This is a genomic window from Sphingobacterium sp. UBA5789 (assembly GCF_002418355.1).
Taxonomy (GTDB): domain Bacteria; phylum Bacteroidota; class Bacteroidia; order Sphingobacteriales; family Sphingobacteriaceae; genus Sphingobacterium.
The window spans coordinates 1,266,831-1,281,068 of the sequence record NZ_DIDX01000004.1 but is presented as its reverse complement, the minus strand read 5'-3'; the positions used below and the strand labels follow the sequence as shown (position 1 = coordinate 1,281,068).

General features: G+C 40.3%; 13 protein-coding genes and 1 riboswitch. Of the genes, 3 read left to right on the top strand and 10 right to left on the bottom strand.

Translation table 11 applies throughout. The annotated features are described in order from the left end of the window. Positions 1-303: 303 nt before the first annotated feature. From B4B65_RS15010 to mazG, 8 genes are all read right to left on the bottom strand, one after another. On the bottom strand, positions 304-1,014 hold the full coding sequence (locus tag B4B65_RS15010; protein WP_293916455.1) for a HesA/MoeB/ThiF family protein: 711 nt from the start codon (positions 1,012-1,014) through the stop codon (positions 304-306). A gap of 47 nt (positions 1,015-1,061) precedes the next feature. Then, positions 1,062-2,177, bottom strand: coding sequence for a 2-iminoacetate synthase ThiH (gene thiH, locus B4B65_RS15005; RefSeq protein WP_293916453.1), 1,116 nt, complete (start codon positions 2,175-2,177; stop codon positions 1,062-1,064). A gap of 9 nt (positions 2,178-2,186) precedes the next feature. Beyond that, positions 2,187-2,969: a thiazole synthase gene (locus B4B65_RS15000; protein ID WP_293916451.1), complete on the bottom strand. Its 783-nt coding sequence runs from the start codon at positions 2,967-2,969 to the stop codon at positions 2,187-2,189. Beyond that, positions 2,953-3,582 carry a thiamine phosphate synthase gene (locus B4B65_RS14995; protein ID WP_293916450.1) on the bottom strand — a complete coding sequence of 210 codons (630 nt, stop codon included), beginning with the start codon at positions 3,580-3,582 and terminating at the stop codon, positions 2,953-2,955. The genes B4B65_RS15000 and B4B65_RS14995 overlap by 17 nt, the downstream gene beginning before the upstream one ends. Continuing rightward, positions 3,572-4,168: a thiamine phosphate synthase gene (locus B4B65_RS14990; RefSeq protein WP_293916448.1), complete on the bottom strand. Its 597-nt coding sequence runs from the start codon at positions 4,166-4,168 to the stop codon at positions 3,572-3,574. The genes B4B65_RS14995 and B4B65_RS14990 overlap by 11 nt, the downstream gene beginning before the upstream one ends. Before the next feature lie 5 nt (positions 4,169-4,173). Then, positions 4,174-5,991: a phosphomethylpyrimidine synthase ThiC gene (gene thiC, locus B4B65_RS14985; protein ID WP_293916446.1), complete on the bottom strand. Its 1,818-nt coding sequence runs from the start codon at positions 5,989-5,991 to the stop codon at positions 4,174-4,176. A gap of 26 nt (positions 5,992-6,017) precedes the next feature. Then, positions 6,018-6,221, bottom strand: a complete 204-nt coding sequence (gene thiS, locus B4B65_RS14980; protein WP_293916444.1) for a sulfur carrier protein ThiS — start codon at positions 6,219-6,221, stop codon at positions 6,018-6,020. 64 nt (positions 6,222-6,285) lie between these two features. Continuing rightward, positions 6,286-6,380, bottom strand: a riboswitch (TPP riboswitch). Positions 6,381-6,438: 58 nt separating this feature from the next. Beyond that, positions 6,439-7,245, bottom strand: coding sequence for a nucleoside triphosphate pyrophosphohydrolase (gene mazG / locus B4B65_RS14975; RefSeq protein ID WP_293916442.1), 807 nt, complete (start codon positions 7,243-7,245; stop codon positions 6,439-6,441). 192 nt (positions 7,246-7,437) lie between these two features. Between mazG and B4B65_RS14970 the strand changes: the two genes are divergently transcribed. Further along, a complete protein-coding gene (locus B4B65_RS14970; protein ID WP_293916440.1) occupies positions 7,438-9,219 on the top strand; it encodes an ABC transporter ATP-binding protein in 1,782 nt (593 codons plus the stop codon). A 55-nt stretch (positions 9,220-9,274) separates the two neighbouring features. Then, positions 9,275-9,628, top strand: coding sequence for a nuclear transport factor 2 family protein (locus tag B4B65_RS14965; protein ID WP_201679804.1), 354 nt, complete (start codon positions 9,275-9,277; stop codon positions 9,626-9,628). Positions 9,629-9,694: 66 nt separating this feature from the next. Here B4B65_RS14965 and B4B65_RS14960 read toward each other — a convergent pair whose 3' ends face one another. After that, complete coding sequence (locus B4B65_RS14960; protein ID WP_293916438.1) at positions 9,695-11,611, bottom strand: ABC-F family ATP-binding cassette domain-containing protein; 1,917 nt, start codon at positions 11,609-11,611, stop codon at positions 9,695-9,697. Positions 11,612-11,661: 50 nt separating this feature from the next. On the opposite strand from B4B65_RS14960, the gene B4B65_RS14955 reads away from it, so the two are divergent. Further along, positions 11,662-12,696 (top strand): quinone-dependent dihydroorotate dehydrogenase, encoded by a 1,035-nt coding sequence (locus tag B4B65_RS14955; protein ID WP_293916436.1) that lies wholly within the window; start codon positions 11,662-11,664, stop codon positions 12,694-12,696. 372 nt (positions 12,697-13,068) lie between these two features. Here B4B65_RS14955 and B4B65_RS14950 read toward each other — a convergent pair whose 3' ends face one another. After that, positions 13,069-14,238: a tetratricopeptide repeat protein gene (locus tag B4B65_RS14950; RefSeq protein ID WP_293916434.1), complete on the bottom strand. Its 1,170-nt coding sequence runs from the start codon at positions 14,236-14,238 to the stop codon at positions 13,069-13,071.

The window sequence follows — 14,238 nt, the reverse complement described above, 5'->3', positions numbered from 1 at the left end:
TTGCGTGTAATAATTTATTATTTATTCTTAATTGTCTGATTTTTAACTAATTAAATTTTAAATTCGTGTGAACTATTTGAAGATTTTCCGTTTTATTAGTCAATTAAATAATTACGTATATTGTTTTTAAATATCTGTTTATTAGTTTGTTATGTTTATTTTCTGATATTTTATTCGAAAAAAGCAATCATGCAACTTATTTCGGTATTATTTATGAATAGCGAAATAAATTGCACTTTGTGAGTGGAATAAAATAGAGTTGGAATATACTTTTCTGAAGTAGGAATTGTTCAGAAGAGGAGGTTAAAAGTGTAGTTTGCGCATTTGCAAATGCAGGGTGTCAAACAGTACAAATTCGTTGTGAAGAGTGGGTAATCCTGTTATTAGTTTTAATGCTTCCTGTGCCATCATGCAGCCTATAATACCCGGAAGTGTACCGATGACTCCGTTTTCATCACAATTAGGAACATCTTCTGAAGGTGGGGGTAAGGGAAACAGATCTCTCAGGTTTTTAGAGCCCTTGTGATTAAATACAGCGAGTTGTCCTTGGAAATTCAGTACACTTCCAAAGACCAGAGGTTTTCCAAGTGATACACAAGTATCATTACTGAGATAACGGGTGGCAAAATTATCGCTCCCATCAATAATCAGATCATATGTGTCAAAAATCTCTGTTGCATTAGAAGGATCTAATTTTAGTGTATGTGCAATAAACTCAATACCTGAATTATGTTGCTGCAGTTTAGAGATGGCTGTTGACACTTTATCTTTTTTCAGATCGCTTTCTGTAAAAAGAATCTGCCGGTGCAGATTATCTGTTTCAACCCTGTCAAAATCAATAATTCCGAGAGTACCTACTCCGGCACCTGTAAGGTAAGAGAGTACAGGTGATCCCAGACCTCCTGATCCGACAACCAACACACGGGCGTTGCGTATTTTTTTCTGACCATCCATTCCGATTTCCGGAAGCATAATATGTTTTTTATAGCGTAGTATTTCTTCTCTGGGTAGCATTTGATATAATTTAAAAGCAGTAGAATCTGTTTAGTTTTTGCGGACGATTATGAAAATACAGAATCCCAATCCTTCCATACCGCTTCATATCCTTTGGATCTGATAAGCTGTTCAATATCGGATACAGGTCTTTCGTCGGATATTTCAAACTGTTCCAGAGATTGCGGATCCACTGTATATCCTCCGGGATTTGTTTTGGACTCGGCACTCATAGTTGTGACACCCAGGGGAATGATGTGGTTTCGGAAGTGTTCACTTTCCCGTGTGGAGATAGAAATCTCGAGATCTTCATTCCAGAGTCGATATGCACATATCAACTGGACCAGATCCCGGTCATCCATATGAAAATTAGGTTCTCCGATACCCGATGCAGGACGTAAACGCGGGAAGGATACAGAATATTTGGTTTGCCAATATGTTTTTTGCAGATAATCAATATGGAGTGCGTTAAAAAAACTATCTACACGCCAGTCTTCCAGTCCTAACAAAACGCCAAGCCCTATTTTATGTATTCCTGCCTGACCGATTCTGTCCGGGGTATCCAGTCTGAAATCAAAATTTGATTTTTTGCCTTTTGGGTGATAGGTCTTGTATACTTCTTTATGGTACGTTTCCTGATATACTAAGACAGCATATACTCCTGCCTGCTGAAGGAGCTCATACTCCTGTAAGGTAAGAGGTTGTACTTCAATAGAAATGTTGGAAAAATAAGATTTTATCTTGTCCATAGCATTCAGAAAATAAAGTAAATTGACTGTGTAATTTGCCTCTCCGGTGACCAGTAATACATGGTCAAACCCTTTATTTTTGAGAAACAAGACTTCACGTATCAGTTCTTCATCATTAAGTGTTTTTCTTCTGATCTTGTTGTCCATGCTGAATCCGCAATAAGTGCAGATATTGTTGCATTCGTTGCTAAGATACAGTGGTGCATACAATTGAATGGTTTTTCCAAATCTCTTTCTGGTCAGATGATGGCACTGTGTGGCCATATCCTCCAGAAAGGGAGCTGCAGCAGGAGAAAGTAGAATCAGAAAATCCTGCAGATTTCTTTTGGATTTGCCTAATACCTGTTTGACCTGTTGTTCAGTGACTGCATAAATCTTTTCCTTAATCGTATCCCAGTCGTATTGATCGAATATATCTTTAAATTGGGTTTTCATGGTTTTATATTAGCTCTGTTGCAGGAAAGAAGTGAATGGACTTGATGCATGGCTTTGTTGGACCACGGGTGGAAGCTTGGCCAGATAAGCTGTTCTGCCCGCCTGTACAGCGAGCTTAAAGGCGTGTGCCATGGCCTGAGGGGCGTCTGCTGCTGCAATTGCAGTATTGACTAATACCGCATCGGCGCCTAATTCCATTGCTTTTGCTGCATCAGAGGGAGCCCCTATTCCTGCATCTATAATTACCGGAACCGAGCTTTGTTCGATGATGATCTCCAGAAAGTCAATGGTCCGTAGTCCTTTATTACTACCTATTGGCGACCCCAAAGGCATGACCGTTTGTACGCCTACATCTTCCAGCCGTTTGCAAAGTACCGGATCAGCATGTATGTAAGGCATGACAATGAATCCCAGTTGTACGAGTTCTTCGGCTGCCTGGATTGTTTCTATAGGGTCGGGTAGTAAATATTTAGGATCCGGATGAATCTCCAGCTTGATCCAGTTAGTTTCTAAGGCTTCACGCGCTATCTGAGCCGCCAATACAGCCTCTTTTGCTGTACGTGCACCGGAGGTATTGGGTAGTAAATGAATATGTGGATGCTGCAAATGACGGATAAGATGATCCTGCCCGTCATTGGTATTGATCCGTTTCAGCGCTACGGTTACTAATTCGCTTTCAGAGGCTAATACGGCCTTTTCCAGCAACTCTCCGGAACCGAATTTTCCGGTTCCAACAAATAAACGAGAATGAAAGCTGCGGTTGGCAATAGTAAGATTATCCATAAAATTCATGATTGATATGTTGAATGATTGATTGCGTACTGACCGATTGAGTCAGCAGGGAAGAGACTGCCACACCGTAGATGCCGATATGCTGCAGTTGAAGAATATCCTCCTGTTTTATACCTCCGATAGCGTAAATAGGAGGGTGATCTTGATCTTTTTTTTGTATCTCCTGTATAATGTTTTGATATCCTTCATAACCAAGAACCGGACTTAGGTTCTGTTTGGAAGACGTGAATCTTAAGGGACCAAGACCTATGTAGTCACAGTTTTCAGCAATGCGCTGACGTACATCTTCTGCTGTATTGGCTGTCCCTCCGATAATTTTATCAGAGCCCAGAAAATTTCGGGCTTGTTGTACGGAAAGGTCTGTCAGCCCCAGATGAACACCATCACTATTGACCTTGTAGGCTATGGAGACATGGTCATTGATAATATAGGTAAAATCGAATTGTTTTTTTAATTCGGTAACCTGATAAGCCAGATCGATCAGTGCTGTTTCTGGAGCATTTTTCCATCGAAGCTGTACCCAATCTCCTTTATTTTCCAAAACTTTTCTGATGTTATTCAGCTGTTCATTTACCGTATTGCCGGTGGAGATATATTGTAATCTACTGTACATATGATATATTTTGAGAAATAGAAAGACATTTTTCAGCAGCAGAGAGGGGGTTCTGATGTTTCCAGATATAACCACACATAGCAACATCATCGTATCCTAAAATTTTTAATTCAGATATATTGTATTCCGTGATTCCTCCTAAAGCAATCATTCTGCTGTTAAAATTGGTTCTGTGCTGTATATTGTGGATTTTGAAATCTGCTGTTGCCTGATATCCTTCTTTTGAAATACTGGGATATACCGGACTGATAAAAGCATAAGCGATATCTGCATCCAGACTGTTAAACTCATCTACATGATGGGTAGATGCGGACAGAATCAGATCTGTGTCTGGCATTTTTATTTCATTTTTCCTATCTGAGGAGATATGTACCCGTCTTATACCTGCCTTTAATGCAGTTTCTTTATGATAGTGTAATACAATAAAGGGATAGAGGTGTCTATCAATATCTTTAAGTATATGAATTATATCATCCTTTGGTGTAAAGGGTAAACGAAGATGATACAGCAGCTCATCCGACCAGGGAAAGGAGTGTATCAGTTCTAGATGTTGCGGAGTGATCGTATCCGGTGATATTATAATCATATCTGTCAGATATAAAGTTGTTTCCCGTTTTCGATAAATTCCTGTGATTTCTCCAGCAGTCCCTGTTCTGTCGCTTCCCGGATTTCCTGTGTTATTTTCATGGAACAGAATTTAGGTCCGCACATTGAACAGAAATGAGCGACTTTGGCTCCATCTGCAGGCAGTGTTTCATCATGAAATTCTCTTGCGGTATCCGGATCAAGAGATAGATTGAACTGGTCTTCCCAGCGAAATTCAAAACGAGCCTTACTTAACGCATTATCCCTGTACTGTGCACCGGGATGTCCTTTGGCCAGATCGGCCGCATGGGCAGCTAGTTTGTAAGTAATGACACCGTCCTTAACGTCTTTTTTGTTTGGTAATCCCAAATGCTCCTTTGGGGTTACATAACATAGCATAGCACAGCCAAACCATCCGATCATAGCGGCTCCGATAGCGGAAGTGATATGGTCATATCCCGGGGCAATGTCCGTCGTAAGAGGGCCTAAGGTATAAAAGGGTGCTTCATGGCATTCCTTCAGTTGCTTATCCATATTTTCTTTGATGAGGTGCATAGGAACGTGTCCAGGACCTTCGATCATAACTTGTACATCATGTTTCCAGGCAATATGTGTCAGTTCGCCTAGAGTTTCGAGTTCAGCAAACTGTGCCGCATCATTAGCATCTGCTATTGCACCTGGGCGTAGTCCGTCTCCAAGGGAGAAAGCTACATCATAGGCTTTCATAATTTGGCAGATTTCTTCAAAATGGGTGTATAAAAAATTTTCCTTATGATGGAATAGACACCACTTAGCCATAATTGACCCTCCGCGGGATACGATTCCGGTGACTCGTCTGGCAGTGAGGTGTATGTAACGTAGCAATACACCGGCATGTATGGTAAAGTAGGATACACCTTGTTCAGCCTGTTCGATAAGCGTATCTCTGAAAATTTCCCATGTAAGGTTTTCAGCTACACCGTTTACCTTTTCCAGTGCCTGGTAGATCGGTACTGTGCCAATGGGTACCGGAGAATTGCGGATAATCCATTCCCGTGTTTCATGAATATTCTGTCCTGTTGAGAGGTCCATTATCGTATCCGCTCCCCACCGGCATGCCCATACTGCTTTTTCTACTTCTTCTTCAATACTGGAGGTGACGACGCTGTTCCCTATATTCGCATTGATTTTAACCAAAAAATTACGCCCTATGATCATAGGCTCACTTTCCGGATGGTTGATGTTATTGGGGATAATAGCTCTGCCAGCTGCAATTTCATCACGGACAAATTCAGGTGTTATCTTTCCTGTTGGAGTATTGGCTCCGAATGAATATCCCTTGTGCTGATGTTCCATACCTGCTGTAGCCTGTTGTAACTGTTCGATTTTTTGATTTTCACGAATGGCTACATATTCCATTTCGGCTGTGATTATTCCTTTGCGGGCATAATGCAGTTGTGTTACATTTTTCTCACCTGTTGCTTTTTTTGGTTGATGGGCGTATTCGAAACGTAGCGAATCAAGTTTAGGATCTTGTTTTCTGCGGATACCGTATTCTGAGCTTATACCAGACAGTATTTCTACATCTTGTCTGTCCAGTATCCATTGTTCACGTATACGGGGTAAACCTTTGCGGACGTCTATCACGGCATTTACATCGGTATAAGGACCCGAAGTGTCGTAAATGGTAATCGGAGGATTGTGCTGTACACCTCCGTTAGCGAGTTTGGTATCACTTAATTTTATACGGCGCATGGCTACCTTTACAGGGTGGAGCTGACCTTCTATATAGACCTTTTCAGAATTAGGAAAGGGTGTGGCTGAGATGCTGTGTTGATCTTTCATGTTTTATGGAATGATGCTGTGATGAATTAACCTCCCTGAGCGGCAGTGAAGATGAGAATATTGTCATTAGATAGAATGGGGTGACCGGTCCATTGATCTTTTGGGATGACCTGATCATTGATAGCTACAGCAATACCAGTCTGTTTATCCGGAATTTCCTGATCCAGCAATTGCTTTAATGTGAGTGGGGATAGAAGGGGTTTGGTCTGACCGTTGAGGGTAAAGTTCATATTCCTAAAGTTTAAAAATGATAAATTTTACTTTAGGAATGGCTACGGTGTGTACAGGTACACAGGTCAGTCATCTACTTTTCCCTACGCTAGTATGAACTAGATCAGGTTCAAAGGGTAATTCTCAGCCTGCTTTCGCAGACACCCCTAAAGTATTACAAACATATGGATTTTTATGAGATAAAAAAATCCATATGCATATTTTAAGTTTTAATAACTATTTGAGTTTTTTAGCTTCGTTCCAGTAGACATCCATTTCTGCTAAGGACATATCCTGCAGTTTCTGGTTATTCTCAGCTGCTTTTTCTTCCAGGTATGTAAAGCGCTTTATGAATTTTTTGTTTGTTCGTTCCAAAGCATTTTCCGGATTGATACCCGCATGGCGCGCATAGTTGATCAGTGAAAACAGCAAATCTCCGAATTCATCCTCCGCTTTTTCAGCATCAATTGCTTCTCCGTTATCGATATTAAATTCCGCTTTAAATTCGGCCAGTTCTTCCTCAACTTTTTCCCAGACTTGTTTTTTATCCTCCCAGTCAAAGCCTACACCTCTTACTTTATCCTGTATACGGTAGGCTTTTACCAATGCAGGCAATCCTTTGGGGACACCTGAGAGTACGGATGTATTTCCTTCTTTTAACTTGATGGCTTCCCAGTTAGATTTTACCTGTTCATCATTTTCTACCTCTATTTCCCCATAGATATGCGGATGACGGTTAATCAGTTTGTCGCAGACTGCATTGAGTACATCCACCAGAGTGAATTTGTTTTGCTCTTCTGCTATACGGGCGTAGAATACGAGGTGCATCATGACATCTCCCAGTTCTTTTTTGATTTCGGGATAATCTTCATCCAGAATAGCATCCGTAAGCTCGTACATTTCTTCGATAGTGAGGTGTCTCAGAGACTCCATTGTCTGTTTCTTATCCCAGGGGCATTCAATCCTTAATGTGTACAGGACATCGAGTAAACGTTGAAAGGCCGTAGCAGGACTGTATTGCGGAACGGGAGGAATGTGTGCCATAGACTAAAATTATAGGTTAAAGTTACGGATATTGTTGGGGACAGTCGTAAATATTGTAGAATTTTAAAGGTATTAAACAAACAAATATGTGGTACAGTAAGTTATTATGAAGTTGTTTTTTGATAATTGTCAATGTTTACAACATCGTATTTTCCGAAGTTTGTTTTCGTTATTACACATTGAATATTCTGTATGACCATTTCTAATTTGTTAAAGAAGATTACTCCATTTGCGAAACCGTATAAGAATCTTATTGTTTATACGCTGATCCTGACTGTTATCGGTTCTTTTGCGGCACAGGTAAACGCCTTCATTCTTAAATATACAGTAGACTCTATCAGTAATCTGCTGGTGGCGAAACAGCCTTTATCTAAAGGACTTTATCTGCTCACTGTTATTTCAATCATTTTGTTATTAAAGGAGATCATTTATTCCTGTGTGCAGTTCGGACAGAAATTTTATGGTGAAAAGCTGAGAATCTATATTGCAAGGGATTTTGCCCAACTGATCGTTGAGAAGATACTCAGCTACCGTATGGCTTTTTATACATCCTCCAAAAATGAATCTGGTAAGCTGCAGACACGTATTGATTCTGGAATCAGCAGTCTGACACGTCTGGTTCAGAATTTCTTTATTGACATATTGCCCTTATTCGCAAATGCTATAGTGGCTCTTGCCTGTATGTTTGCTGCTAATTTTTATGTAGGACTTGTCGGGCTATTGATCGTGCCTATATATTTTTACGTTAGTCAGGTACAGGCAAACCGATTGAGTGGTTTTCGTCGTAATATGCGCAGATACCGGGAAAATAAGAGTAATCAGATTATCAACCTCATTGATTCCATTAATGTTATCAAGTCGTTTGTCAGAGAGCGACTGGAAGCAGACCGTCATGAAAAGATTCAGTACGAAATGACAGAAAATCAGATGGCAACGCGAAAAACGAGCTTTCTGTTTGATAGTATCAAGAGCTTTATAGAACAGATCGGAATCGTGATTGTCATTATTCTGACGGCTTATTTTGTATTAGACGGTCAGATGACCCTTGGAGCTATTATGTTTCATGTGATGCTATTCAACAATGTGTCGGCACCGATCAGACAGTTGCACCGTATTTATGATGAAGTCAATGATGCATTGATCTATTCGGAGAGTTTTTTTGAGATACTGGAATCTGATGAGGAGATTGAACAGTCAGGCAAATACCGTCCTGCACGTATCAAGGGTTTGATAGAACTTAAAAATGTATCCTTTGAATATCCTAACGGAACAAAAGCGCTGAAAGGCATAGATATGACTATCCGGCCTAATGATATTACAGCTCTTGTCGGACTGAGCGGAGCAGGTAAAAGTACGGTTATAAACCTGATGGATAAATTTTATGAACCATCTTCAGGACAGATTTTGCTGGATGGGGTAGATCTGGCCGAATATGATACGGCTTTTCTGCGTGAAAATATTGGTCTGGTCTTGCAACGCAATCATATTTTTAAAGGATCGGTTGCAGAAAATATCCGCTATGGTAAACCTGATGCTACTATGGAAGAAGTGGTGTATGCTGCTAAGCAGGCGTATATTCATGATCAGGTACTGGAGTTGCCGGAAGGATATGAATCTGAGGCACACCTGATGTCTGGAGGTCAGCAGCAACGGATAGCTATTGCACGTCTCTTTCTCAAAAATCCCCCGATTATTTTTCTGGATGAACCGACGGCTAATCTGGATGCTATTGCTACTGAACAGATAAAAAATAGTCTGGATGCTATAAAGGTGGGTAGAACAGTAATTATTGTCTCTCATAGTATCTCTCAGATTATAGATGCTTCTCACATCATCGTGATGGAGAAAGGACAGGTCATGGAGGATGGGACGCATGAGGAACTGTATGAACAGAAAGGAACGTATTATAAAATCTTTATGGCAATGGCAAATAGTCTGAATATCGATAAAATAACAAACTCTATACGGGAATAGATTGTTATATAATACGGAGAGCAGAATGAACTGTTCAGAATAAATAAAGTAATATATGATACCATCACATAGAGAAATAGCTGAATCATTTTCGTCTCTTGATTTTGATCTTGTCCTTCCTCATTTGTCAGATTATGTAGAGTGGCATATCAGTGAAAAGGAAGTATTAAAAGGAAAGGCTGCTTTAGTGGCCTACAGTAAAGAGTTGAAGGCTTCAGATACCACCGGTCAGGTTACTTTGGATATCATTAATGTTATTGAGGATGATAATAATGTCGTTATTCAGGCGAAAGTAGCTTTTGGTAATGAAGAAACGGGAGAGAAGGTAAGGCAGATCTGTACGGTTTATGATTTTGATGATCTGGATCACTTGCATGTAATCCGAACGTATACTATGACAGAAAAATAGGTAAAAAGACCTTTAGCATGATCTCCTCTAAAAAAGGAGATCATGCTAAAGGTTTCTTCGGACAAGTTATCCTTCGAGTTCCATGATTTCTTCAGCCAGCTCTTCCCAGTTTTTCTGTAGCTGGTTTAGCAAGGCTTTTTCAGAATTGTACCGGCGGGTATGATCCTGAAGTTTGACCGCATCCGAATAGATTTCTTCTTTTGCAATTTCATTCTCTAAAAATCTCACCTCATTCTCTTTTTCGGAAATCTCCTGTTCAAGTACAGCTAATTCTTTATTCTTTTTGCTGATCACTTTAAATTTATCCTCTGTAGGAGCGATTTTTACCTTTTTAGGTTGTTCTGCTACTACTTTCTTCTCAGGTTTTTTCTCGGCAGGATTCAGGATGCGTTTGGCATTCCATTCTTCATACTCCTGATAGGTACCCGGATATTCTTTGATTTCCTTGTCTTCAATAAACCAGATTTTATTGGCTACATGATCCAGGAAATAACGGTCGTGAGATACGACGATTAATGTACCTTCATATTGTTGTAAGGCCTGTATCAGAATATTGACCGACTGCATATCCAGGTGGTTGGTAGGCTCATCCAATACCAGGAAATTGGCATCAGCGGTCAGGGCCTTCGCCAGTGCTACACGTGACTTTTCCCCTCCGGAAAGCACTTTGATCTTTTTGAATGCATCATCACCTGAAAACAGAAAACATCCCAAAATGGATCGAAGTTCTGTTTCGGTATGTTTGGGTGCAAAAGCCTGCATTTCCGCTATAATGGAGTTCTCCAGATGCAAAGCTTCTAATTGGTGCTGTGCAAAGAACGTTTGTGAAACATTGTGACCTTTTGTACTGGTTCCGGTGTATTCATGATCTGCATCAGCTACAATACGAAGCAAGGTAGATTTTCCTTTACCATTAGCTCCGATGAGCGCAATTTTATCACCCTTTTCTATAAGTCCGTCCGTGTTTTTCAGGATCTCCATATTCGGATACGATTTGCTTATGTTTTCAAGCGTGACAACATGTCGTCCGGAAGGTTTGGAAAATTTAAACTGAAAGTTGACCGTAGGATTGTCATCATCCACATCATCAATTTTCTCCATCCGATCCAATGCCTTAATACGGGATTGTGCCATCTTTGCTTTTGAGGCTTTGGCTCTGAAGCGTTCGATGAGGCGTTCTTCCTGTTTAATTTTTGCCTGCTGGTTTTTGAATTGATTGGATTGAATCTCACTGCGCAGCGCTTTCTCTTCCAGATAGAAGCTGTAATTACCGGCATATAGCGTCAATTTTCCTTTACGGGACTCTACTGTCTTCTTGATAATACGATCCAGGAAATACCTGTCGTGCGAAACGATGACAATGGCTCCTTCAAATGCCTGCAGATAGTTTTCTAACCACTTGATAGAAGGTAAATCCATGTGGTTTGTAGGCTCATCTAATAAAAGAATATCAGGTGTTTGCAACAGTATCCTCGCCAGCATGACACGCATACGCCATCCTCCGGAGAAGGTGGCTAAGGGTCTCTTCTGCTCATCTTCTGAAAATCCCAGACCCGCCAGTATTTCATGTGCACGGAACTCGATGTTGTAACCGTCCAGTGCTTCGAACTCCATCTGCTTATCACTTAGTTTATTCAGGATTTCATCCGAATAGTCAGTTTCTAGTTTTTGCAGGAGATTTTCTATTTCTGTATGAAGCTGATTCTGGCGTTCGAAAGCCTCCATCGCCACATGTAAAATACTTTTATCAGAGTGGTATGACAATAAATCCTGGTTTAAATAACCAATTTTTAAGTCTTTGGCCATAGAAATCGTTCCTGAAGTCGGTGTATACTGTCCGACGATAAGGCGCAATAAAGTTGATTTGCCGGTACCGTTGGCTCCGATCAGACCGACTTTATCGCCTGGTTTGATATGCCAACTGGCCTCATCGTACAATGCCCGGGAGCCAATTTCAAATGTTAAATTATTTATAGATATCATTTCAGGTGCAAAAATAGTGAAATTTATGCTTCTTTCTCTACCTTTGCAAAATGTACAAACTGATCAAACCATTTTTCTTCTCCATGAACCCTGAATCTGCCCATCATACCGTAACAGGAGGATTGCAGACGTTCACGAAAATATGGGGAGCAAAATCCTTATTGAAATCTATTTATACGGTAGAGGATAAACGCCTGGAACGCGAAGTATTCGGATTAAAATTCAAAAATCCGGTTGGTCTGGCGGCTGGTTTTGACAAAAATGGAGAGTACATTGATGAAATGGTCAACTTTGGTTTCGGCTTTATAGAGATCGGTACCGTTACCCCCAGACCTCAGCCAGGCAATGATAAGCCGCGTATGTTTCGATTGGTGTCTGATAAAGCGCTCATAAACCGTATGGGTTTTAACAATCAGGGGGCTGATGTCGCAGCAGGAAGACTGAGACATCTGAAGCAAAGAGGTAATATTATTATCGGCGGGAATATAGGTAAGAATAAAATAACTCCAAATGAAGACGCTGTTCTGGATTATATTTACTGTTTCAAAGCGCTGTTTGACTATGTAGACTACTTTGTTGTGAATGTAAGTTCGCCTAACACCCCTGGACTGCGTGATCTACAGGAAAAGGAGCCTCTGATGAACATTTTGCGTCAGTTGATGGATATCAATAGTAAGGATGGCATTTCAAAACCTATACTTCTTAAAATTGCTCCGGATCTGACGAATAGTCAACTGGATGATATTGTAGAGATTGTACAGGAAACTCAAATTGCAGGTGTTATTGCAACGAATACTACCATATCCAGAGACGGCTTACAAAGTGATCCGAATCTGGTCAAAGAAACCGGAGGCGTAAGCGGACGGCCCCTGACAAACCGCTCTACAGAGGTGATCAGGTATCTGGCGGATAAATCAGGTCGTTCCTTTCCGATAATAGGAGTAGGGGGGATACATTCCGCTCAGGATGCAATAGAGAAGCTAGATGCCGGAGCGAGTCTGATTCAGGTGTATACCGGATTTATATATGAAGGCCCCAGGTTGATCTCTGATATCTGTAAGGGAATACTCAAGGCCGGAAAATAATGCTTCTGCGTCAGTTGGCGTCCTCGCCAACTGTATAGAGGAGGAGGAAGTTTTTATATTCGCTTATAACCTCTCTCCCGATTCCATCGGGATCTCTCCTTGAAAAGAGAGAAAGAGGCTTACTTAAAAGGCCTGTGTATGCACCTCAGTAATCACGACAGGATACGAAGTCAACTTACCTCATTAGTCTGCTATATGCAAAAATAATGCTTCTGCGTCAGTTGGCGTCCTCGCCAACTGAATAAAGGAGGGAGTTTTTGTATTGGCTTATAACTTCTGTCCTTGAAAAGGAGCATGCTTAAAAAACTGGCTATAAATAAAAAGACGTCCCGAATTTCGGGACGTCTTTTTATTTATTATAACAACCGGAGCTTAGTTTAAAGCATCGATTTTTGCCTGCACTTCTTTACTTTTTGCTTCATCCTGAACGAAGTCATAGTAACTTTTCAGGTATTTCAACGAATCTACATTTTTAGGCTCTAATTCTACCAGTTTTAACAAATAAGGTAAAGCTGGTTTTAGTTTGTCCTTAGCAGCAGCTACAGCAGCGTTGTATTCTGCTGGTTTCAATGAACGGTCATTGTTTGCTTTGTTGATATCTTCTCTAACCAGATTCATAATAGTAACAGCAGCATTTGTATTTGCTTCAAAATAATTAGGATCTAATTCGATCGCTTTTTTGTATGCTTCCAATGCTTTGTCTGTTTCTTTTGTAGCACTGCGTGCTATACCCAGATAGTAGAATAATGTTTTGTTTGTAGGATCTTTTGCCAGCTGACTTTCGATATCCGAAACGATTTTCTGCTCATTACCTGCGATCAGGTTAAGTTCGATATTCTGAACAGCAGCAGCATTGTCTGTAGGATATTCTTTAGCAGCGATACTTGCATATTCTAATGCACTTGTAGTATCCAAAGCCGAAAGATAAAGTTTAGGCAAATCTACTAATACACTTTTGTGGTTAGAAAATGTTTTTTCAGGGATCAGCAATTTATATTTTTCAATTGCACTTTTGTAATCCTTATTCTGAATCGCAGCAAGACCTGAATAATAAGTCAATGTTGTATCTCCCGGAAGGTACACAAGTCCTTTATCGAATGATTTGTAAGCATTTTGGAAATCTTGTTTCTCCCAGGCTGCTACTCCCTGATTGAAGTTATACTGACCTAAGATCTGAGTTGCTACCTTAATGTTGTCGGCATTTTTCTTATCGGTATCTAATTCAGTAGCTTTTTTGATTCCTTCTTCTGCTTTCTGTGCATCTTCAGCAGAATTGTTAATGGATGCATAGTTTGCGTTTACTAAAGCGTAGTATGTCCAGGTTTCCGCCAGATCTTTTGTTTTTTCATGAGCAATAGCTTCGTTTATCGCCTCAGAAGCTGTTTTTAAATTAGATTCTCCTAATTTAGCTTGTCCAGCACCTTTCAGTTCTTCAAATTTAGCAATTGCCGCTTTTGCTTTTTTTAAGTTTCCCGTTTGTGCAAAAACAAATGTTCCTGCAGATAACAGTACGGATAAAACTATTGTTCTTTTAATGTTCAT

Excerpts from the sequence above, each read along its gene's own strand:
- B4B65_RS15010 (WP_293916455.1), bottom strand. The coding sequence starts at position 1,014 with ATGCTACCCAGAGAAGAAATACTACGCTATAAAAAACATATTATGCTT.
- thiH (WP_293916453.1), bottom strand. The coding sequence starts at position 2,177 with ATGAAAACCCAATTTAAAGATATATTCGATCAATACGACTGGGATACG.
- B4B65_RS15000 (WP_293916451.1), bottom strand. The coding sequence starts at position 2,969 with ATGAATTTTATGGATAATCTTACTATTGCCAACCGCAGCTTTCATTCT.
- B4B65_RS14995 (WP_293916450.1), bottom strand. The coding sequence starts at position 3,582 with ATGTACAGTAGATTACAATATATCTCCACCGGCAATACGGTAAATGAA.
- B4B65_RS14990 (WP_293916448.1), bottom strand. The coding sequence starts at position 4,168 with ATGATTATAATATCACCGGATACGATCACTCCGCAACATCTAGAACTG.
- thiC (WP_293916446.1), bottom strand. The coding sequence starts at position 5,991 with ATGAAAGATCAACACAGCATCTCAGCCACACCCTTTCCTAATTCTGAA.
- thiS (WP_293916444.1), bottom strand. The coding sequence starts at position 6,221 with ATGAACTTTACCCTCAACGGTCAGACCAAACCCCTTCTATCCCCACTC.
- mazG (WP_293916442.1), bottom strand. The coding sequence starts at position 7,245 with ATGGCACACATTCCTCCCGTTCCGCAATACAGTCCTGCTACGGCCTTT.
- B4B65_RS14970 (WP_293916440.1), top strand. The coding sequence starts at position 7,438 with ATGACCATTTCTAATTTGTTAAAGAAGATTACTCCATTTGCGAAACCG.
- B4B65_RS14965 (WP_201679804.1), top strand. The coding sequence starts at position 9,275 with ATGATACCATCACATAGAGAAATAGCTGAATCATTTTCGTCTCTTGAT.
- B4B65_RS14960 (WP_293916438.1), bottom strand. The coding sequence starts at position 11,611 with ATGATATCTATAAATAATTTAACATTTGAAATTGGCTCCCGGGCATTG.
- B4B65_RS14955 (WP_293916436.1), top strand. The coding sequence starts at position 11,662 with ATGTACAAACTGATCAAACCATTTTTCTTCTCCATGAACCCTGAATCT.
- B4B65_RS14950 (WP_293916434.1), bottom strand. The coding sequence starts at position 14,238 with ATGAACATTAAAAGAACAATAGTTTTATCCGTACTGTTATCTGCAGGA.